This window comes from Paraburkholderia sp. PREW-6R, assembly GCF_039621805.1.
Taxonomy (GTDB): Bacteria; Pseudomonadota; Gammaproteobacteria; order Burkholderiales; family Burkholderiaceae; genus Paraburkholderia.
This window is the reverse complement of record NZ_CP155073.1, coordinates 3,078,337-3,097,935: the sequence shown is the minus strand read 5'-3', so window position 1 is coordinate 3,097,935 and position 19,599 is coordinate 3,078,337. Positions and strand designations below refer to the sequence as shown.

Genomic DNA, 19,599 nt, shown 5'->3' with positions numbered 1-19,599 from the left:
TTACACCAGTCGGCGCACTGTGCGCGCTTAGCGCAGTCGCGCCGCGAACAATGCGCCGGCGATCAGCGCCACGCCGCCAACGATAGCCATTGTCTGCCACGGATTTTCGCGCACGTAGTCATCCGCGTCGGACAATGCGACTCCGGCGCGGTCACGCACTGCGTCACGCGTGTCGTTCAGTCGCGAACGTGCTACGTCCAGCTGCTTGCGCAGCTTGCCGCGCAGCGCCACCGCGTCGGCCTGAGTGCCGTCTGCCAGAGTGGATTCGAGTTCCGACATCAGAGTGCGCAGTTCGCCTGCAATGTCTTCGGCCGCATGGCGGCCGTGGCGAGCGATACGCCGCGCACGGCGGCTGGTACTGGTCCAGGATTCGCCGAGGGCGTCTCGCGTGTTCGGAAGTGCTGTCATGGTCGCTCCGTCGATGAGGGTGGAAACACTCCCACGCTGTCACGCAAATCACGTTGCCACGCGGGAAGCGTCATTCGAACGCAACTTCGGTGCCAAACCCCTTGAGCCCGGTTTTTCGGGCCTTTCAGCAGGTGTTTGTCAGCAGATATTGCACGCACGTCGGCGGTTTCGGGTCAAATTTACAAAGCCAGCGTGTGCTAGTTCGAAAATCGTACGGACGACAAAAAACGCCGTCATTGCATATATGACGGCGTTTCCCAGGCCACGAAAATTCGACTACCCTAAGCCAACGGTCCTGAAGCGGTGAAGCGTTAGAAACGGTAACCGATGTTGACGTAGGTGACGATCGGGTTCAGCTTGATCTTGGTCTGCGACTGGACGTTGAGCGTACCGACCGGCGTTGCTGCAGCAGTATTCAACTTCGCAGTCGTGCTGAGCGGCAGGTACGAGATCGAAAAGCCTGCGAACCAGTGCTGATTGAACGCGTAAGTGAAACCCGCATTAAACACCGGCTCCCACGAACTATCCGTGGAGACGCTGGTCGGACCATGCAGAACGTTGGCCTGAAATACGCCGTTGGTGATCTTCTCGTCGGTGAACCAGATTCGGCTCACACCGACTCCGAGATACGGACGGAACGTGGCGGTCGGCGCATTGAAGTAGTACTTGAACAGCAGAGTCGGGCTCCACTGTTTTGCCTGGCCCAGTTTGCCGTACTGCGAAAAAGCGCCCGAGCCGTCGAGATCGAATTCAGGCGGAACGCCGATCACGAACTCGGTTGCAATGTGGTCAGTGACGAAGTAACCGGCGGTGAAGCCGATGGTGTCGGCTGAGCTGAGCGACGCGCCGGTATTGGCTTCTGTGATATTGGTCGGGCTGCCACCAAAGCTCGTGATTCGTAACGGTTGGCTGCTCGATTGAGGCGAAAGATGGAACCAGCCCGAAGTGACGAAAAAGCTGCCGGCCGATTGTGCGTGCGCTGCTGTCGTCATGCAGGCGAGCGCTGCTATCCCCGTTACGGCCTGTTTTAATTTCATATGTGCTCCTCCAGAAAAGGCCCGCTCATTATGACCAGATCGTTTCAAACAAACCATACGCGCCGGTTAGAGTTTTCTCCCTAAGCTCCGCGTCGTTTTTTGGCTCAGCCGCGCCGCGCCGAACCTTTGGCGCATGCGGCTCTCCGGACCTTCGGGTATGTACCAACGCGACTATCGGATACTCCAGCATGGCACGGCTTGCACGTCTCTACGTCCCTGATCAGCCGCAACACGTCATTCTTCGCGGACTCGATCAGCAGCCTGCGTTCGTCGACGACCAGGACTACGAGCTTTTTATCGACTGTCTGAAAGCGGCTTCGCGCGATCATCACTTATCGATTCACGCTTATGCGTTGATGCCGGGGGCGGTCCAGCTGCTCGTCACGCCGACAGAAGAGTCGAGTCTGCCAAAAGCGATGCAGGCGGTTGGACGCCGCTATGTGGCGCACTTTAACAGGCGTTACGCGCGCCGTGGCACGTTGTGGGAAGGGCGCTACAGGGCGACCGTGATTGAAGGCGAGCGTTACTTTCTGCTTGCAAGCCGGGTCGTTGAAATGTGCCCGGTGCGCGCAGGCCTCGTGAATGCGCCAGAAGAGTACCGGTGGTCGAGCTACCGGCACCATATTGGGCTGACCCTCGACAGCCTGATCACCGACCACCCGCTGTACTGGTCGCTGGGTAACACGCCGTTCGAACGGCAGCGCGCGTACCGCGAACTATGCGAGCAGCCGCTTGACGAGCGCGAAGCCAGTCAGCTGCAGCAGGCCACGCTCAAGGGGTGGGTACTGGGAAGCGATACGTATCGCGAGTGGGCGGCGCGGGCCGCCAACCGGCGTGTCTCGCCGCTGCCACGCGGACGGCCACGCAAAGTTCGTGAAACACCGCAGACGCAATAAACCGTTTCACATCAACGCGTTGGCACCGAACGGCATCTCGCATGCCGTTTTTCTCGTACAAAGATGATATGGAACTAATAAAAATGGCGTGCAATGCACCAACTTGATAATTGGGTCTCTATCAGACGGATTTATTTGCTATTTGCTTGATTCGTCGCGTATATTCCGAATTCCGGCGCTTTTTGGCACGCGTAACATCAGCGTGAGGAGCGGCGACGCGGTTGCGGTGCGAACTGCGGCAATAGAAAAATGGTTTAACGGCCTGTTCGGCCCCTCACAGACGGTGTCCCCATGAACGACCACTTGCAACCGACTCATCCGGTTCCCGCCGCGCAAGGTCTGTACGACCCGCAAAACGAGCATGACGCCTGCGGCGTTGGCTTCGTCGCTCACATCAAGGGCAAGAAGAGTCACGAGATCATTCAGCAAGGCCTGAAGATTCTCGAAAATCTCGACCACCGGGGCGCCGTCGGCGCCGATCCGCTCATGGGCGACGGCGCGGGCATCCTGATCCAGATTCCGGACGGCTTCTATCGCGAGGAAATGGCTCGCCAGGGCGTGGTGCTGCCCCCGTTCGGCGAGTATGGCGTGGGCATGGTGTTTCTGCCGAAGGAACACGCGTCGCGCCTTGCCTGTGAGCAGGAGCTCGAACGCACGGTGAAGGCCGAAGGCCAGGTCGTGCTCGGCTGGCGCGATGTCCCGGTCGACCACACCATGCCGATTTCGCCTACCGTGAAGGCGAGCGAGCCGCTGATCCGCCAGATTTTCATCGGCCGCGGCAAGGACATCATGGTGACGGACGCGCTCGAACGGAAGCTGTACATCATCCGTAAGACCGCGAGCCACCGCATCCAGGCGCTCAAGCTGAAGCACGGCAAGGAATACTTCGTGCCGTCCATGTCGGCGCGCACGGTCGTCTACAAGGGTCTGCTGCTGGCCGGCCAGGTCGGCGTGTATTACCGCGACCTGCAGGACGAGCGCACCGTGTCGGCGCTCGCGCTCGTACACCAGCGCTTCTCCACGAACACCTTCCCGGCATGGGAACTGGCTCACCCGTACCGCATGATCGCCCACAACGGCGAAATCAACACGGTGAAGGGCAACGTCAACTGGCTGAACGCGCGTACCGGCGCCATCGCGTCGCACGTGCTCGGCGACGACCTGCCGAAGCTGTGGCCGCTGATCTATCCGGGCCAGTCGGACACTGCTTCGTTCGATAATTGCCTCGAACTGCTGGTCATGGCCGGCTACCCGCTCGTCCACGCCATGATGATGATGATCCCGGAAGCCTGGGAGCAGCACACGCTGATGGACGAGAACCGCCGAGCGTTCTACGAATATCATGCCGCGATGATGGAGCCGTGGGACGGCCCCGCCGCGATCGCCTTCACCGACGGCCGTCAGATCGGCGCGACGCTCGACCGTAACGGTCTGCGTCCGGCGCGCTACATCGTCACGGACGACGATCTCGTCATCATGGCGTCGGAAGCCGGCACGCTGCCGATCCCCGAGTCGAAGATTGTCAAGAAGTGGCGTCTGCAGCCGGGCAAGATGTTCCTGATCGACATGGAGCACGGCCGCATCATCGACGACAAGGAACTGAAGGACAACCTCGCGAACGCGAAGCCCTACAAGAGCTGGATCGACGCGGTGCGCATCAAGCTCGACGAAATCGAGCCGAAGGCCGAAGACGTCGCGACCGAACGCCGCGAGCCCGCCGCTTTGCTGGATCGTCAGCAGGCGTTCGGCTACACGCAGGAAGATCTCAAGTTCCTGATGGCGCCGATGGCGCAAGCCGGGGAAGAAGCGGTCGGTTCAATGGGCAACGACTCGCCGCTGGCCGTCATGTCCAACAAGAACAAGACGCTCTATCACTACTTCAAGCAGCTGTTCGCGCAAGTCACGAACCCGCCGATCGACCCGATCCGCGAAAACATGGTGATGTCGCTGGTGTCGTTCGTCGGCCCCAAGCCGAACCTGCTCGACACGAACAACATCAACCCGCCGATGCGTCTCGAAGTGTCGCAGCCGGTGCTCGACTTCAAGGACATCGCCAAGATCCGCGAAATCGATCAGTACACGGGCGGCAAGTTCAGCTCGTACGAGCTGAACATCTGCTATCCGGTCGCGTGGGGCAAGGAAGGGATCGAGGCACGTCTCGCGTCGCTGTGCGCGGAAGCCGTGGACGCGGTCAAGTCCGGCTACAACATGCTGATCGTGTCGGACCGCAAGACCGATCGCGACAATGTGGCCATTCCGGCGCTGCTCGCCACCGCGGCGATCCATACGCATCTCGTGCAGCATGGGCTGCGCACGAGCGCGGGTCTGGTCGTCGAAACCGGCTCGGCGCGTGAGACGCACCACTTCGCGCTGCTCGCCGCATATGGTGCGGAAGCCGTGCACCCGTACCTCGCCATGGAAACGCTCGGCCAGCTTGCAGCAGGCCTGAAGGGCGACCTGTCGCCGGAAAAGGCGGTGTACAACTTCACGAAGGCAGTCGGCAAGGGTCTGCAGAAGGTCATGTCGAAGATGGGCATTTCCACCTACATGTCCTACACCGGCGCGCAGATTTTCGAAGCAGTCGGTCTCGCTGAAGACCTCGTGCAGAAGTATTTCAAGGGCACGTCGTCGAAAGTGGGCGGCATTGGCCTGTTCGACGTGGCGGAAGAAGCGATCCGTCTGCATCGCGACGCGTTCGGCGACAACCCCGTTCTTGCCACCATGCTCGACGCGGGCGGCGAGTACGCCTATCGGGTGCGCGGCGAAGAACACATGTGGACGCCGGATGCGATCGCCAAGCTGCAACACTCGGCGCGCAGCAACTCGTATCAGACCTACAAGGAATACGCGCATCTGATCAACGATCAGACGAAGCGTCACATGACGTTCCGCGGTCTGTTCGAATTCAAGTTCGACCCGACCAAGGCCATCCCGCTCGACGAAGTGGAACCGGCAAAAGAGATCGTCAAGCGTTTCGCCACGGGCGCCATGTCGCTCGGTTCGATCAGCACGGAAGCGCACGCTACGCTGGCGGTCGCGATGAACCGCATCGGCGGGAAGTCGAACACGGGCGAAGGCGGTGAAGACGTGAACCGCTATCGCAACGAACTGCGCGGTATTCCGATCCGGAACGGCGACACGATGAAGTCCGTGATCGGCGATGAAGTGATTGTCGACATCCCGTTGAAAGACGGTGATTCGCTGCGCTCGAAGATCAAGCAGGTGGCCTCGGGCCGGTTCGGCGTGACGGCGGAATATCTGGCGTCGGCAGACCAGATCCAGATCAAGATGGCGCAAGGCGCGAAGCCCGGCGAAGGCGGCCAGTTGCCGGGCCACAAGGTGTCGGACTATATCGGCAAGCTGCGTTACTCGGTGCCGGGCGTGGGTCTCATTTCGCCGCCGCCGCACCACGACATTTACTCGATCGAAGACCTGGCGCAGCTCATCCATGACCTGAAGAACGCCAACCCGGCGGCCAGCGTGTCGGTGAAGCTGGTGTCGGAGTCGGGCGTCGGCACGGTCGCCGCAGGTGTTGCCAAGGCGAAGGCCGATCACGTCGTGATCGCCGGCCACGACGGCGGCACGGGCGCGTCGCCGCTGTCGTCGGTGAAGCATGCCGGCACGCCGTGGGAACTGGGTCTGGCTGAAACGCAGCAAACGCTGGTGCTCAACCAGTTGCGCGGCCGAATCCGCGTGCAGGCCGACGGCCAGATGAAAACAGGCCGCGACGTCGTGATCGGCGCGCTGCTCGGCGCGGACGAGTTCGGCTTCGCGACGGCACCGCTCGTCGTCGAAGGCTGCATCATGATGCGCAAGTGCCACCTGAACACCTGCCCGGTCGGCGTCGCCACGCAAGATCCGGTGCTGCGTGCGAAGTTTCAGGGGCAGCCGGAGCATGTCGTCAACTTCTTCTTCTTCGTAGCGGAAGAAGCGCGCGAAATCATGGCGCAACTGGGCATCCGCAAGTTCGACGACCTGATCGGCCATGCCGAACTGCTTGACATGAAGAAGGGCGTCGAGCACTGGAAGGCGAAGGGTCTGGACTTCTCGCGCGTGTTCTATCTGCCGCAAGTGTCGGCGGAAGTGGCGCGCAAGCACGTCGACGTGCAGGACCACGGCCTCGCAAAGGCGCTCGACCACACGTTGATCGAGAAGGCGAAGGCGGCCATCGAAAAGGGCGAGCACGTGTCGTTCATCCAGCCGGTGCGCAACGTGAACCGTACGGTCGGCGCGATGCTGTCCGGCACGATTGCGAAGAAGTACGGCCACGACGGTTTGCCCGACGACACGATCCACATCCAGTTGAAGGGCACCGCTGGTCAGAGCTTCGGCGCGTTCCTCGCGAAGGGCATCACGCTGGATCTGGTCGGCGACGGCAACGATTACGTCGGCAAGGGTCTGTCGGGCGGGCGCATCATCATTCGCCCGACGAACGATTTCCGCGGCAAGTCGGAAGAGAACATCATCTGCGGCAACACGGTGATGTACGGCGCGATCGAAGGCGAGTCGTTCTTCCGTGGCGTGGCGGGCGAGCGTTTCTGCGTGCGTAACTCGGGCGCGACGGCGGTTGTCGAAGGCACCGGCGACCACGGCTGCGAATACATGACGGGCGGCACGGTCGTCGTGCTCGGCGAGACGGGCCGTAACTTCGCCGCCGGCATGTCGGGTGGCGTCGCTTATGTGTACGACCCGGACAACACCTTCGCGGGCAAGTGCAACAAGTCGATGGTCGCGCTCGACCCGGTGCTGCAAACGGCCGAACAGGAGCGCACGGTCGACAAGGGGCTGTGGCACAGCAACACGACCGACGAAGCGTTGCTCAAGGGGCTCATCGAACGTCACTTCCAGTTCACCGGTTCGCCGCGCGCAAAAGCGCTGCTCGAAAACTGGGATGCGTCGCGCCGTCAATTCGTTAAGGTTTTCCCGACCGAATACAAGCGTGCGCTGGGCGAGATGGCAGCGAAGAAGGCGAACAAGGAAGTCCTCGCCGCCTGACGGGTCGCTCACCGGCCTCAACCAGCACGTCAGCTATAAGCCGAACCCGCCGCGCCTGCCGATCAACGGTGCGCGTGGCGGTTCCAGATCACCCCTCGATACAGATAGAGAAGAGAACCACATGGGCAAGGCAACCGGTTTTCTCGAGTTCGAACGCCGCCACGAGGCGTACGAAGCTCCGCTCACGCGTGTGAAGCACTACAAGGAATTCGTCGCGGCATTGTCGGACGACGAAGCGAAGATTCAAGGCGCACGTTGCATGGACTGCGGCATTCCGTTCTGCAACAACGGCTGCCCGGTCAACAATATCATTCCGGACTTCAACGACCTGGTGTTCCATCAGGACTGGAAGAACGCGATTGAAGTGCTGCATTCCACGAACAACTTCCCCGAGTTCACGGGCCGCATCTGCCCCGCACCGTGCGAAGCGGCGTGCACGCTCGGCATCAATGACGACCCGGTCGGCATCAAGTCGATCGAGCACGCGATTATCGACAAGGCGTGGGCCGAGGGCTGGGTCGCCCCGCAGCCGCCCAGGCACAAAACCGGCAAGAAGGTCGCGGTCGTCGGTTCCGGCCCCGCCGGACTTGCTGTTGCGCAACAGCTCGCGCGCGCGGGGCACGATGTCACTGTGTTCGAGAAGAACGACCGCATTGGCGGCCTGCTGCGGTACGGCATTCCCGACTTCAAGCTGGAGAAGTGGCTGATCGATCGCCGCATGCGTCAGATGGAAGCCGAAGGGGTGACGTTTCGCGCGGGCGTGTTCGTCGGCCGTGCGGATTCGCTGCCGGCGCACATCGGCAATGCAGGGAAGGAAACCATCACGCCGGACCAGTTAAAGGAAGAGTTCGACGCCGTGGTGATCGCAGGCGGTTCGGAAACGCCGCGTGATCTGCCGGTGCCGGGCCGCGAGCTGGACGGCGTCCACTACGCAATGGAGTTTTTGCCGCAGCAGAACAAGGTCAACGCCGGCGACAAGGTCGTGAACCAGCTTCTGGCGAAGGGCAAGCATGTGGTCGTGATCGGTGGCGGCGATACGGGTTCGGATTGCGTCGGCACGTCGAACCGTCATGGCGCCAAGACCGTCACGCAGTTCGAACTGCTGCCGCAGCCTCCGGAGGAAGAGAACAAGCCGCTCGTGTGGCCGTACTGGCCGGTCAAGCTGCGCACTTCGTCTTCGCACGACGAAGGCTGCTCGCGTGACTGGGCTGTCGCGACCAAGCGTCTGGAAGGCAAGAACGGCAAGGTCGAAAAGCTGATCGCGGCGCGTGTCGAATGGAAGGACGGCAAGATGCAGGAAGTGCCGAATTCGGAATTCGAAATGAAGGCCGATCTCGTGCTGCTCGCCATGGGCTTTACGCAGCCGGTGTCGCCGGTGCTGGAAGCGTTCGGCGTCGACAAGGACGCGCGCGGCAACGTGCGCGCGACGACCGAAGGTGACAAGGCCTACTACACGTCGGTCGACAAGGTGTTCACGGCGGGCGACATGCGCCGCGGCCAGTCGCTGGTGGTGTGGGCGATCCGCGAAGGCCGTCAGTGCGCGCGTTCGGTCGACGCTTTCCTGATGGGGCATTCGGAACTGCCGCGCTAAACGTCTCTGTCGAAACCCGCAAAGCTTGCAGGAAGAGGGGAGACGACAATGTGTCACGCGAGCGGTGAAGCGCGGATACATCGGGCGGTAAAACAAAGCCGGGCATCCGCGAGGATGACCCGGCTTCTTAACGTCTATCAATCGAGCGCAGCCGTGAAGTGCCCCTGGCTACTTGCCGTAGCGCGCCAGCGTGAGCCCTTCGAGATCGATTTCCGGCGTGCGCTGCGCGATCAGATCGGCGAGCACGCGCCCTGATCCCATCGACATTGCCCAGCCGGTCGATCCATGTCCGACATTCAGCCAGAGATTGTCGATGCCGGACGGCCCAAGCAGCGGCGCGCCGTCAGGCGTCATCGGGCGGCGGCCTACCCAGAAGTGCGCGGAAGTGGGATTGGCGGCGTGCGGAAACCAGTCGCCGAGCACTTTCATCAGCGTCTGCAACGCCTGCTCACGCAGCGTGGCCTGCCGGTTGCCCAATTCCGCCGTGCCCGCCACGCGCAGGTTGTTGCCGAAGCGGGTAATGGCCGTTTTCAGCGATTCGTCCATGAGCGCGGCACGCGGCGCTTTCTCATCGTCGGTAACAGGCAGCGTCGCTGAATAGCCTTTCACCGGATAGAGCGGCACCTTCACGCCGAGCCGCGCGAGGAGCGCCGCACTGTCGACGCCCAGCGCAACCACGACCGCGTCGGCCTGCATCGCCTCGCTGCCGCCGCCAGCACCGCTGCCTTCGCCTGTAACCCGCACGCCGCGCACGGCGCCGCCTTGCACGTCGAGCGATGTCACGCGCGTGTCGAAGCGAAACTGCACGCCGCTGCGCTCGCAGATCGAGCGCAGTTCGCGGGTGAAGCGCGCACAGTCACCGGCTTCGTCGTCGGGCAGATAGAGGCCGGAAAGCGGCGGCTGACGCGCCCAGCGCAAACCCGGTTCGATCTCGACGCACTGGTTTGCGCTGACTTCCCGAAACGCGAGGCCGGCATCGCGCAGGACCGTCAACGCCGGTTGCGCGAGTTCGACATCGTATTCGGTGCGGAAGAGCTGCAGATAGCCCTGACTGCGCCCGTAGTCGAACGGATGGCGGCCGCGGAACTCGCGCAGACATTCGCGGCTGTAATAGGCAATGCGCTGCATGCGCTGCTTGTTGACGCGAAACCGTTCGAGGTCGCATTCGCGCAGCCACGTTGCGATCCAGCGCCATTGAGCGGGATCGAACGTCGGCCTGAAAATCAGCGGCGAGGCCGGCTTGAACAGATACCTGAGAATCTTGGCCGGCATGCCGGGTGCGGCCCACGGCGTCACGTAGCCCGGCGCGATCACGCCGGCGTTGCCAAAACTGGTGGACAGCGCGACGTCGGGCTCGCGCTCGATCACGGTGACGTCACAGCCTTGCTGGCGCAGATAGAAAGCGGTGGCAACGCCGATCACGCCACCGCCGAGAACAATCGTTTTCATGTGCGTTACTGCGATGTCAGGCAGTGGGGCGCGCGGCGCCGAGTACTTTGCCTTTCGTTTCCGGCAGACACAATGCGGCGACGATCACCAGCAGATAGCCTGCCCCGGCAACGATACCCATCGCCTTCACGAGCGTCATGGTCTGGGACAGTGTACCGACCGCAATCGGAAAGAACGAGCCGAGGCCACGTCCCAGGTTGTAGCAGAAACCTTGCCCCGAGCCGCGAATCGCATTTGGATACAGCTCCGACAGGTACGCGCCCACGCCCGCAAAAATCCCTTGCACGACGATGCCCAGCGGAAAGCCGAGCGCGAGCATCATGGTGTCGGTGATCGGCAGCATCGTGTAGACCATGCCGAGCATGAACGAGCCGATCGCGAACAGTACGAACGATGCGCGCCGGCCGATCCGGTCGCACAGAATCGCGCCCACGATATAGCCGGTGAACGACCCCACGATCAGCACGATCAGGTAGCCGCTCGTGTTGAACACCGACAGATGCCGCACGGTTTTCAGATAGGTTGGCAGCCAGGTGGTAATGGCGTAGTAGCCGCCGAGCATGCCGGTGCACAGCGCGCTGCCGAGTAGCGTCGTTTTTAGATGGGGAAAAGCGAAGATCTGCAGAAAGTGCGAGGTGTCGAAGCCGCTTTCACGGGCGCGGCGCGTGTCGAGAAAGATGTCGGGATCGCTCACGTTGCGGCGAATGTAGATGATCCACGCGGCGGGCAGCAGGCCGATCCAGAAGCAGGCACGCCACGCGTACTGTTCAGGCAGCAGCGCGAAAAAAGCCCAGTAGACGATCGCCGCGGCGGCCCACCCGAACGACCAGCTGCTTTGCACCGTGCCGACCGCCTTCGCGCGGTGCTGCGGCGAGCGGATCGTCTCAGCCATCATGATCGTCACGACCGACCATTCGCCGCCGAAGCCAATGCCTTGCAATGTGCGGGTGGTCAGCAATTGCCAGAAAGAATTCGTAAAGCCCGATAGACAGGTGAAGATCGCGAATGTGGCGATCGTCCACTGGAGCACGCGCACGCGTCCATAGCGGTCGGCAAGAATGCCTGCAAGCCAGCCGCCTATTGCCGACGAGATCAGCGAACTGGTGGCGATCATTCCCGCTTCGCTTTTTGTCATGCCCCATGTGGCGATCAGCGTCGGAATGAGGAACGAGTAGATCATGAAGTCAAAGGCATCCACTGCATAGCCGCCGAAGCCGGCGTACAGCGTGCGCCGCTCGCGCTTTGTCAGTTCAGTGAACCATTGGAGAGAGGGCATGTTTTGTTGTGGTCTCCAGGTTTTTTGCCTGCCGGGGCGGCGATCGAAGGGTATTTGTATTCTACGGTCAGGCGCCGATTTCCAGCCAGTCGCCGTCAAAATTGGCCGGCGGCGGTAATCAACTGTTAAGGGGAGACAACCCTTGGAAACGGCCCGGCAATGCCCGCTATCCGGGCGTTACGCAAAAAGTTGAGCGCCAGCGCGTGGCTGCGCCAGCTTGCCGTTCCTTACCGTCTACTACGGCGTAACCAAAAGAACAGGAAGGGCCGTTAAACTGCGCCGACAGCGCCCGTCGGCACTGCCCGTCATCTTTAACGCCCGCGCCAGCCACGTCTCATGCCCGCCACCGCAAAACTCTGCTCGCTGTCCCCCCGCCTGGCGGGCGCGATGCCGCAGCCCGGCACGCGCTTGCCGGTGCACGCGGCGGCGTCGCGTCGCATGTTTCTCAAGCGTTCCGCGAACTTGCTGCTCGTTTCCGGCGCGGGCAGCGCGTTGCTTTCCGCCTGCGGCGGCAGTCTCGACGCCAGCTTGCCTGACACGCCGCGCCTCGCGTCGGTGGAAAATTTTCGCGATGTGGCGGGTACGGCCGCAGGATATCCGACCGTGGACGGCAAGCAGATGCGGCGCGGCGCGTTTTACCGGTCGAACGTGCTGACGCTCAGTGCTGTCGACGCAGCCGTGATGAACAAGCTCGGGATCGCGTCTGTCTACGATCTGCGCACGCCCGGCGAGATTGCGCGGACATCTGATGTGCTGCCGAAGGGCGCGACGTCCCAGTCGCTCGACGTGCTGGGTACGAGCGATTTTCTGCCACCGCGTTTCGAGACGTGGGCGGCCGCCAGCGCGTTCATGGAGTCGCAGGCGCGCGCGTACGTCACCGGCGGCGCGCAACGCGCAAGCTACGGCACGCTGCTCACGCGTCTGGCGAACGGCGCCGGCGCACAGCTCTTTCATTCGACAGCCGGCAAGGATCGCGCGGGCTGGGTCGCGGCGTTGCTGCTCAGCATCGCCAACGTCCCGCTCGACGTCATCATGCAGGACTATCTGCTGAGCAACGTCTACCTGGCGCGCTCCATTCGCGCGCAAACCGACACGCTGCGTTCGCAGGACGGCGACGCGGTCGCAACGGTGCAGACGCCGTTGCTGAATGTCCAGGAAAACTATCTGCAAGCCGGCTTCGATCAGGTGCAAAAGAGTTACGGCACGATGTCCGCCTATCTGACTCAAGGCCTCGGTGTCTCGCAGACGACACTCGCTACGCTGCGCGACCGGCTCGTCGTCTAGGCGCCCCGCAAGTCTGCAGGGGAGTGCAGCCGACGCGTTTGCCGCAGGCGAAAAAAGTCCGCCCCGTAACAGCTGGGCGGACAGAGAAGGGCGGCATCGAGGTTGCCGGTTGCCACTATAAGGGCGCCGGGGAAGCAATCTGCCGATCCGTAAGGGCAGGTAAGCGCAACCCGGCGCGCGCCGGTTCCGTCATGCAAGCGCCGGCACAACCGGCAATTCGATCGACACTTCCAGTCCGCCCTGCAGGTGATTGCGCACACGGCAGCGTCCGCCGCGGTCGTGCGCGAGGCGCGCGACGATCGCGAGCCCGAGGCCGCAATGGCCCTCACCGCCGCGCGCGGCGTCGAGTCGCACGAAAGGTTTCATGGCGGCCGCGATGCGGTCGTCCGGGATGCCGGCGCCGTGATCGCGCACGCTGATGAGCCAGTGACGGTCGTTACGCGCGGTGGCGATATTCACGGGCGGCAGCCCATGTTCGAGCGCATTGTCGACGAGGTTCGTGACCAGCCGGTCGAGCAGCGTGCGCGGCAGCTTGAACGATGGACCGGCGCGCAGGTCCAGCGCGAAAAGCGGCGTCTCCGCGCCGTCGGTCGCCGAAAACTGCTCCTGCAGGAACTCGTCCACTTCGACGGGCGGCCCGGCGTCCGCGGATTGGCCCGCGAACTCCAGGAACTGCTGAACGATGTTCGTGAGTGAATCGACGTCGCGAATCAGGCCGGCCCGCTCATTTTCCTCGACCAGCACGCTCGCGCGCAGTTTGAGCCGCGTGAGCGGCGCTTTCAGATCGTGAGCGACGCCCGCGAGCATGACGGCCTGGTCGTCGCCGGCTTCGTTCAGCCTGCGCATCATGTCGTTGAACGAACCGATCAGATCGCGTAACTCGCGCGGACCCTGAACGGTGACGGGCTCCGGGCGTCCGCCCGAACCGAATGCGCGAGCCGCGTCGGCGACCCGCGACAACGGCCGCTGCATCTGCCAGACGGCCAGCAGCGACAGGATCAGCGAAGCCAGCAGCATCGACACCGATTCGATCAGAAAGCGTGGCCGCGGCGGTACATCGACCGGCAGCACGACCCAGTTCGACTTGCCGGGAAAGAGCACCCAGAGCTGCGGCGGATGCACGTCGTCGACGGCGATCTGGGTGCCGGGCGGCAGATTTTCGCGCAGATGCCGGCTCAGTTCGACGAGCGGATGGTCGGTCGGTGCGCGCAGATGCACGCTGGCCGGCATGTTCCAGGTTGGGACGAGATGCACACGCATCGCGGGAGCGAGCGCGGCGCCTTTCATCGGCTCGCCGTTGATGGCCTGCAGCACCAGCAGGATGCCGCGTGCGAAACCGTCGATCTCGTGACGCGGTGGCTGCATGACCACCAGCACGAACCAGCCGGCCTGTATGGCGAACAACACCGCGGTGGACAGCAACGCCATTCTGCCGAACAGCGTGTTCAACGGGTTTCTCATGCGCCGGGTGCTGACTCGTCGGCGAAAGGTGTGCCGTCGGCGTCGGGCACGAAGACGTAGCCCTTGCCGCGCACCGTCTGCACGTAACACGGGTTGGACGGGTCTTCCTCGATCACGCGGCGCAGGCGCCAGATCGGCACGTCGAGACTGCGGTCGCGAAATGCCAGGTTATCGCGATGCACGAGATCGTGAATCAGCACGCGCGAGAGCACCTTGTACGGATTGTTGACGAAGATCTTCAGGAGCGCGAACTCACTGTCGCGCAGCGGCAGTTTTGAGTCGTCGCGCGACAGCGAACGCGTGGCGAAATCGAGTTCGAACGGGCCGAAGCGGTACGGCTTGCGCGCTTCCGGCGCGCTCGTGGTGGACGGCCCACGTCGGCGCAGCACCGTATGAATGCGGGCGAGCAGTTCGCGCGGATCGAACGGTTTGGTGAGGTAGTCGTCCGCACCGAGCGAGAGCCCGACGATGCGGTCGGCCACGGTGCCACGCGCCGTCACGAAGATCACCGGAATGTCGTCGCCGGCGGCGCGCAGCGCGGTGAGCGCGCGCAGGCCGTCGGTGTTCGGCATCATGATGTCGAGCACGACGACCGACGGCCGTTCCCGCTCGAGCCGGCGCTGGAGATGAGTGCCGTCGTGCAGCACGGACGCGTCGAAGCCATTCGACTGCAGAAACTTGCATAGCAGATCACGAACGACCGGATCGTCGTCGACGATAAGGACCTGTGGATTCATGCCGAAATTTTAAGCTGGCACGCGCGCGCCGCGCCCCTCCGTTTTCTTACCAATGCTTACGCTGGCTCGCGAAATGACGTGGCGTGTCGCAGGCGAGGGCCGCCCGGCAAGGCGCGACATGTTGCCGGACATGGTTGGACCGGCCAGCAATCGACTATTTATACCGCAAGTCAGTGGGCGCCCTTCCGGCCGTCTTTTGACCAGACCTCACCGGTCATGCTTCGAAATGCGTCGCTAGATTGTCTTCGCGGAAAGAGTTTGCGCGGCTTTGGAACAGCCGGCAATGCGCTGAAATGGATAGTAAGAACTGCTGAAAAGCGCGCTTTTCTTCGTGTATCGCACTTCGCGGCGCGGCGGGATGATTCGTTGTGCAATACGTTGCGCCGCCGCCAAAACGGCCTGATCTCCAGGTCTCGCGACAGCGGCGTGAATTCGAACCCTGATGCCACGCGAGGCTCGTGATGACCATTCCCAGTAATCTCAGTTCAACCCGCTTTTCTTCGCTCGCGCCTGCCGCGCCGGCTGAACGGCCCACGGCGTCCGGCTCGGCGCAGGCCGCCGCGCAGTCGCATGAGCCGGCCGGCCAGACGCAGCCCGCGCTGCCGTCCGGGCTTGTCGGACGCCACGTCAACACGACTGCCTGACGCTTCGAGGCCCGTGTGTCGACCTCGAAAACCCTTGGCCGTTTCATCCGTGTCGCTGCGTGGTTGACGCTCGGCGCGGCGCTGTTGCCGCTCGGCGGCTGCGGCGTCGCCGCGCTGCCGTGCCGGGTGACGGCGGCCACGCTGAAAATCTTCCCGGTTGTCGGCCATGCCGCGGCCACGCCGTTCGATATGTGTTCATCCGCCATTGACTGATCATGAGACTCAAACGGATTGTCTGCGCATTGGCGCTGCTTGGCGGTTGCATCCCGCCTGCTTCTAACGCGCAGCCGGTTGCGCGCGAAGCGGATGCGGGCAGCGCTGCGCCGAAAGGCGGCGCTGCCGTCAACGTGCACCGGCGTTCGCAGGACGCGCCGTTCGCGTTTCGCGGCGTCACGCTCGGCATGACGCTCGACGAATTCCGCTCCGGCTCCACGGTGCGTGCGACGCCGATCGGCAGTGTGCCCATCTGCGAGACGGACGTGCAGGCCGGTGCGCTCGGCATGCGCCTGAAGTCGCGCGAAAGCCTGATTGTGGCCTGCCGCTGGGCGCATCGCGGAGACGATGGCTGGGCACTGTCGCAGGCGGTCGTCGACGGTGTGCCGGCGCTCGAACACGTGCTGCGTTTTGCGCGTGTCGACGGACAGAGCGCGCTGCGCCTGTACGAGATTTCGTTCGTCATCGACGAGCTTACCGCGGAGGATCTGCGCGACGCGTTGGAGGAACGTTACGGCGCGCCTCGAATGGCGACGCAGCATGTCGCATCGACGGGCGCACTGCCGACTTACGTGTGGGAAAACGCCGTCAGCTCGATCACGCTGTGCTTCCTGCCCGGTACGCGCAACGGCACGCTCACCTATCTGCTGAAGGGTTCGGACGCGTGGGTGAAATCGGTCGTGCGCCAATGGCAGGCTAGCGGCGCGGAGGCTGGCTGATGTCGTCCCTGAATCCGACACTGGCATTTTATTTGGGCCGATACGGCCACGGAGCGCGCATGACAGCGTCACGTCTCATTGCCGCGCTCGGCGCGGCGGCCTGCGTCACGGCTTGTGCGGGCAATCAACAGCCGTCCATCGTCGATACGCCAATGGCGCCGCCGCTGACCTCCGCACCGCTGAACGTCAACACGCAGGGCGCGATCTATCAGGCTGGCACGCCGTTGCTGCTGTACGAAACGCCGCGCGCGCAGCATATCGGCGACGTGCTGACGATCCGCCTATCGGAGGCGTACAGCGGCAACACTACGTCGAGCGCAGCGGCGAGCCGTTCGAGCAGCATCACCGCCAACGCCGCCGACCAGTCGACGAATGCCGCGGCGCGACTCGCGCGCCTGTTCAACATCGGCTCGGCGGCGACCGACTTCAAGGGGCAGGGCAATCTGAACGACGTCAGCGGAATGACGGGTACGTTGGCGGTCACCGTGATCGGCACGATGTCGACCGGCAATCTGGTGGTGTCGGGCGAAAAGACGATTGCGATGAGCGGAAATCGGGACCGGCTGCGTCTTTCCGGCATCGTCAACCCCAAAGATATCGAAGCCGGCAATTACGTCGCGTCGAGCAAGGTGGCCAACGCGCGCATCGAACAGGCAGGGGTCGGCATGGTCTCCGACGCGACCACGATGGGCTGGCTGCAGCGTATGTTTCTCAGCGTGCTGACGTTCTGACGCGGTGCCCGCTTCGTCCCGACCGCTTGACGGTTACGCGAGCGGCGGTGCGCTGCGTTCCGCCGCACCGATTTCACCGTCGGGCACGAACACGTAGCCGCGTCCCCACACGGTTTGCACGTAGCGCGGTTCAGAAGGATCGACTTCGATGAGCCGCCGCAAACGCCAGATCGACACGTCGAGGCTCCGGTTGCGGTGCGCTTCGCTATTGCCGTGCAGCTTGTCCAGCAATTGAGCGCGTGTGAGCACGGTCATCGCATGCGTGACGAACACCTTGAGCATCGCGAATTCGCTGGAACGCAGCGTGATGCGCTCGCCGTCACGGCGCAATTCGCGCGCCGGAAAATTCACTTCGTAACGGCCGAAACGATATGGCGCGCGTTGCTCTGGCGCGCTCGGCGCAATCGCGCCACGGCGTCGCAAGACCGTGCGAATGCGCGCGACCAGTTCGCTCGGCTCGAAAGGCTTGCCGAGGTAGTCGTCCGCGCCAAGCTCGAGACCGATCACGCGATCGATAGGATCGGCGCGCGCGGTCAGCAGGATCACCGGAATATCGTCGCCCGCGACGCGCAGCGCACGCAGCGCGCTGATGCCGTCGAGTTCCGGCATCATGATGTCGAGCACGATCAGCGCCGGGCGTGCATCCTGCAACTTGCGCTGCAGCGCCATGCCGTGTTCGAGCGTGCTGACGTCGAAGCCGCGCCCTTGCAGATAGCCGCTGACGAGTTCACGGACAACGGGGTCGTCGTCGACGACCAGAATGGATGGGTTCATGCGGACCATCTTAGTGATGCGTGCGCACTGAGCCAAGCCGCTAACGCTTTCGAAGCCTTTCCTGGGTAAGAATCGGCAAGCCTTTGAGTGATGCCGGCGCGGTCGAGCGGCTAGTTTGCCTGGGACGTCTGAATGGTTTGCAGTGTCTGCCGGCTGAAATCGGTTTGATCGACGACCATTTTGTCGATCAGACCGTTCAGCTTGGTGGATGCGGAAGAGAAGCGGTCGGTGTTTAGACCGCCAGTCTGATAGCGTGCGGTAACGATGATGCGACCGTCGCGGATCAGCGTGAGGTCGATGATCGACAGATACTGGATCGACTCGTCACCGAACGAGCGTCGGCCATAGTCGATGGCGGCGTTGTACACGAGACGCGCCTCGCAACCCGCGGGCGAGGTGCCCGGATTGTAGACCTCCGAATGAATGCCGCGCCGGTCGAGTGCGAGTTGCAGCGCCGGCACGAAATCGCCCACCGACACCGTCTGGTTCACTTCGATGCAGACGTTGCGCACGTCGGCCGGCCTGCCGTTGACGAAGGTCGGCGACGAATAGTTGGCCGCGATCGCGTAGCCCGCCTGGATGACCGAGCCGGTGGCGTCGGCGGCCTGGATGAGCGTCCACGCGCAGCCGTTCAGCCCGACTGTCAGCACCGCCGATGTAGCGAGCCATGCACACGGGCGTCGCACCATGATCCACGTGGCACGTGGGACTCGCGTGAGAATGTCGGCGCGCATCCTTGGCATGGAGGTCATCATGCGGTGCCCGGTAGTAGTGTCAGAGTGCGCGAAGCTTTATTGTGCGCTTAGCGCGTTGAGTGCGGTGAGCGCATTTATCGCGTGATGCGCAGGCGCAATTCGTTTTGTCCCTGCACGCTCGCGGTGACGTTCACGCGACGATCCGCGGTGGTCACGACAAAATGCTGGCGCGTCGGCGTGTTGACGTCATGCACGACGGTCGGGAAGCATGCGGCGATATCGGCGCCGAGTTCTTCGAGCGGATCGCTCACCACACCGTCGGCCTGCCAGTGCGCGCGCCAGCGGCAATCGTAAGCGTGTGTATTCGCGTGGCAGTCGTCAGCGTCAGCGACGCCCGGCAATTGCGCGGCGGGTTGCGCATGCAACTGCCTGAAATCGGGCGCGTCGACGATGTGGCGCAGCGCGGGGCAGACGTCCGCGGGCTCGACAGGCTGCACGGCGTGCGCGGCGCTTGTCAGAAGCAGCGCGGTGCTGAAAAAGAGCGCGAGGCGCTGGGTCAAAAGATAGGAGCGGCGATCGAATGACATATGCGAGAGTCCGGTAGCAGAAAGGGGCGTGGCGGGCAGCGCGTGGTACGGCCCGCACGACTATCGTCGCTGCAACGGCGCACTTTCAAAGCGGAGAACAAC

Annotated in this window: 17 protein-coding genes; 8 read left to right on the top strand and 9 right to left on the bottom strand. The window is 63.1% G+C overall.

Annotated elements, in window-relative coordinates:
* Window positions 1–27 precede the first annotated feature (27 nt).
* On the bottom strand, window positions 28–408 hold the full coding sequence (locus AAGS40_RS13640; protein WP_345811998.1) for a DUF883 family protein: 381 nt from the start codon (window positions 406–408) through the stop codon (window positions 28–30).
* Window positions 409–719: 311 nt separating this feature from the next.
* The gene (locus AAGS40_RS13635; protein ID WP_345811997.1) at window positions 720–1,445 is read right to left on the bottom strand and encodes an OmpW family outer membrane protein; all 726 of its coding nucleotides are present in this window, start codon (window positions 1,443–1,445) and stop codon (window positions 720–722) included.
* Window positions 1,446–1,633: 188 nt separating this feature from the next.
* Here AAGS40_RS13635 and AAGS40_RS13630 point away from each other — a divergent pair, with 188 nt between their 5' ends.
* The 3 genes from AAGS40_RS13630 to AAGS40_RS13620 all read left to right on the top strand — a co-directional run bounded on the left by AAGS40_RS13630 (window position 1,634) and on the right by AAGS40_RS13620 (window position 8,927).
* Window positions 1,634–2,341 (top strand): transposase, encoded by a 708-nt coding sequence (locus tag AAGS40_RS13630; protein ID WP_345811996.1) that lies wholly within the window; start codon window positions 1,634–1,636, stop codon window positions 2,339–2,341.
* 291 nt (window positions 2,342–2,632) lie between these two features.
* Entirely contained in the window at window positions 2,633–7,336 is a 4,704-nt protein-coding gene (locus AAGS40_RS13625) for a glutamate synthase-related protein (protein WP_345811995.1), read from the top strand.
* A gap of 121 nt (window positions 7,337–7,457) precedes the next feature.
* Complete coding sequence (locus AAGS40_RS13620; protein WP_345811994.1) at window positions 7,458–8,927, top strand: glutamate synthase subunit beta; 1,470 nt, start codon at window positions 7,458–7,460, stop codon at window positions 8,925–8,927.
* A gap of 168 nt (window positions 8,928–9,095) precedes the next feature.
* Here AAGS40_RS13620 and AAGS40_RS13615 read toward each other — a convergent pair whose 3' ends face one another.
* Together AAGS40_RS13615 and AAGS40_RS13610 are read right to left on the bottom strand one after the other, a co-directional pair.
* On the bottom strand, window positions 9,096–10,376 hold the full coding sequence (locus AAGS40_RS13615; protein WP_345811993.1) for a D-amino acid dehydrogenase: 1,281 nt from the start codon (window positions 10,374–10,376) through the stop codon (window positions 9,096–9,098).
* A gap of 16 nt (window positions 10,377–10,392) precedes the next feature.
* Window positions 10,393–11,652: an MFS transporter gene (locus AAGS40_RS13610; RefSeq protein WP_345811992.1), complete on the bottom strand. Its 1,260-nt coding sequence runs from the start codon at window positions 11,650–11,652 to the stop codon at window positions 10,393–10,395.
* A gap of 387 nt (window positions 11,653–12,039) precedes the next feature.
* Between AAGS40_RS13610 and AAGS40_RS13605 the strand changes: the two genes are divergently transcribed.
* Complete coding sequence (locus AAGS40_RS13605; RefSeq protein ID WP_345814407.1) at window positions 12,040–12,936, top strand: tyrosine-protein phosphatase; 897 nt, start codon at window positions 12,040–12,042, stop codon at window positions 12,934–12,936.
* Between the two features lie 189 nt (window positions 12,937–13,125).
* On the opposite strand, the gene AAGS40_RS13600 is transcribed toward AAGS40_RS13605, so the two are convergent.
* Window positions 13,126–14,397, bottom strand: coding sequence for an ATP-binding protein (locus AAGS40_RS13600; RefSeq protein WP_345811990.1), 1,272 nt, complete (start codon window positions 14,395–14,397; stop codon window positions 13,126–13,128).
* A complete protein-coding gene (locus AAGS40_RS13595; protein WP_345811988.1) occupies window positions 14,394–15,134 on the bottom strand; it encodes a response regulator in 741 nt (246 codons plus the stop codon). The genes AAGS40_RS13600 and AAGS40_RS13595 overlap by 4 nt, the downstream gene beginning before the upstream one ends.
* A 461-nt stretch (window positions 15,135–15,595) precedes the next feature.
* Between AAGS40_RS13595 and AAGS40_RS13590 the strand changes: the two genes are divergently transcribed.
* From AAGS40_RS13590 to AAGS40_RS13575, 4 genes are read left to right on the top strand one after another with little or no spacing between them, the layout of a single operon-like run.
* The gene (locus tag AAGS40_RS13590) at window positions 15,596–15,778 is read left to right on the top strand and encodes a hypothetical protein (RefSeq protein ID WP_345811987.1); all 183 of its coding nucleotides are present in this window, start codon (window positions 15,596–15,598) and stop codon (window positions 15,776–15,778) included.
* Window positions 15,779–15,823: 45 nt separating this feature from the next.
* On the top strand, window positions 15,824–15,991 hold the full coding sequence (locus AAGS40_RS13585) for a DUF6726 family protein (RefSeq protein WP_345814406.1): 168 nt from the start codon (window positions 15,824–15,826) through the stop codon (window positions 15,989–15,991).
* Window positions 15,992–15,993: 2 nt separating this feature from the next.
* A complete protein-coding gene (locus AAGS40_RS13580) occupies window positions 15,994–16,710 on the top strand; it encodes a hypothetical protein (RefSeq protein ID WP_345811985.1) in 717 nt (238 codons plus the stop codon).
* A gap of 59 nt (window positions 16,711–16,769) precedes the next feature.
* Window positions 16,770–17,441 carry a flagellar basal body L-ring protein FlgH gene (locus AAGS40_RS13575; RefSeq protein ID WP_345811983.1) on the top strand — a complete coding sequence of 224 codons (672 nt, stop codon included), beginning with the start codon at window positions 16,770–16,772 and terminating at the stop codon, window positions 17,439–17,441.
* Between the two features lie 33 nt (window positions 17,442–17,474).
* On the opposite strand, the gene AAGS40_RS13570 is transcribed toward AAGS40_RS13575, so the two are convergent.
* The 3 genes from AAGS40_RS13570 to AAGS40_RS13560 all read right to left on the bottom strand — a co-directional run bounded on the left by AAGS40_RS13570 (window position 17,475) and on the right by AAGS40_RS13560 (window position 19,497).
* Complete coding sequence (locus tag AAGS40_RS13570; protein ID WP_345811982.1) at window positions 17,475–18,215, bottom strand: response regulator; 741 nt, start codon at window positions 18,213–18,215, stop codon at window positions 17,475–17,477.
* 110 nt (window positions 18,216–18,325) lie between these two features.
* On the bottom strand, window positions 18,326–18,967 hold the full coding sequence (locus tag AAGS40_RS13565) for a hypothetical protein (RefSeq protein WP_345814405.1): 642 nt from the start codon (window positions 18,965–18,967) through the stop codon (window positions 18,326–18,328).
* A 77-nt stretch (window positions 18,968–19,044) separates the two neighbouring features.
* Window positions 19,045–19,497, bottom strand: a complete 453-nt coding sequence (locus AAGS40_RS13560) for a hypothetical protein (RefSeq protein ID WP_345811980.1) — start codon at window positions 19,495–19,497, stop codon at window positions 19,045–19,047.
* Window positions 19,498–19,599: the final 102 nt, after the last annotated feature.

Excerpts from the sequence above, each read along its gene's own strand:
- AAGS40_RS13600 (WP_345811990.1), bottom strand. The coding sequence starts at position 14,397 with ATGAGAAACCCGTTGAACACGCTGTTCGGCAGAATGGCGTTGCTGTCC.
- AAGS40_RS13605 (WP_345814407.1), top strand. The coding sequence starts at position 12,040 with ATGCCGCAGCCCGGCACGCGCTTGCCGGTGCACGCGGCGGCGTCGCGT.
- AAGS40_RS13630 (WP_345811996.1), top strand. The coding sequence starts at position 1,634 with ATGGCACGGCTTGCACGTCTCTACGTCCCTGATCAGCCGCAACACGTC.
- AAGS40_RS13610 (WP_345811992.1), bottom strand. The coding sequence starts at position 11,652 with ATGCCCTCTCTCCAATGGTTCACTGAACTGACAAAGCGCGAGCGGCGC.
- AAGS40_RS13615 (WP_345811993.1), bottom strand. The coding sequence starts at position 10,376 with ATGAAAACGATTGTTCTCGGCGGTGGCGTGATCGGCGTTGCCACCGCT.
- AAGS40_RS13620 (WP_345811994.1), top strand. The coding sequence starts at position 7,458 with ATGGGCAAGGCAACCGGTTTTCTCGAGTTCGAACGCCGCCACGAGGCG.
- AAGS40_RS13560 (WP_345811980.1), bottom strand. The coding sequence starts at position 19,497 with ATGTCATTCGATCGCCGCTCCTATCTTTTGACCCAGCGCCTCGCGCTC.
- AAGS40_RS13565 (WP_345814405.1), bottom strand. The coding sequence starts at position 18,967 with ATGACCTCCATGCCAAGGATGCGCGCCGACATTCTCACGCGAGTCCCA.
- AAGS40_RS13595 (WP_345811988.1), bottom strand. The coding sequence starts at position 15,134 with ATGAATCCACAGGTCCTTATCGTCGACGACGATCCGGTCGTTCGTGAT.
- AAGS40_RS13640 (WP_345811998.1), bottom strand. The coding sequence starts at position 408 with ATGACAGCACTTCCGAACACGCGAGACGCCCTCGGCGAATCCTGGACC.
- AAGS40_RS13575 (WP_345811983.1), top strand. The coding sequence starts at position 16,770 with ATGACAGCGTCACGTCTCATTGCCGCGCTCGGCGCGGCGGCCTGCGTC.
- AAGS40_RS13570 (WP_345811982.1), bottom strand. The coding sequence starts at position 18,215 with ATGAACCCATCCATTCTGGTCGTCGACGACGACCCCGTTGTCCGTGAA.
- AAGS40_RS13635 (WP_345811997.1), bottom strand. The coding sequence starts at position 1,445 with ATGAAATTAAAACAGGCCGTAACGGGGATAGCAGCGCTCGCCTGCATG.
- AAGS40_RS13580 (WP_345811985.1), top strand. The coding sequence starts at position 15,994 with ATGAGACTCAAACGGATTGTCTGCGCATTGGCGCTGCTTGGCGGTTGC.
- AAGS40_RS13590 (WP_345811987.1), top strand. The coding sequence starts at position 15,596 with ATGACCATTCCCAGTAATCTCAGTTCAACCCGCTTTTCTTCGCTCGCG.
- AAGS40_RS13625 (WP_345811995.1), top strand. The coding sequence starts at position 2,633 with ATGAACGACCACTTGCAACCGACTCATCCGGTTCCCGCCGCGCAAGGT.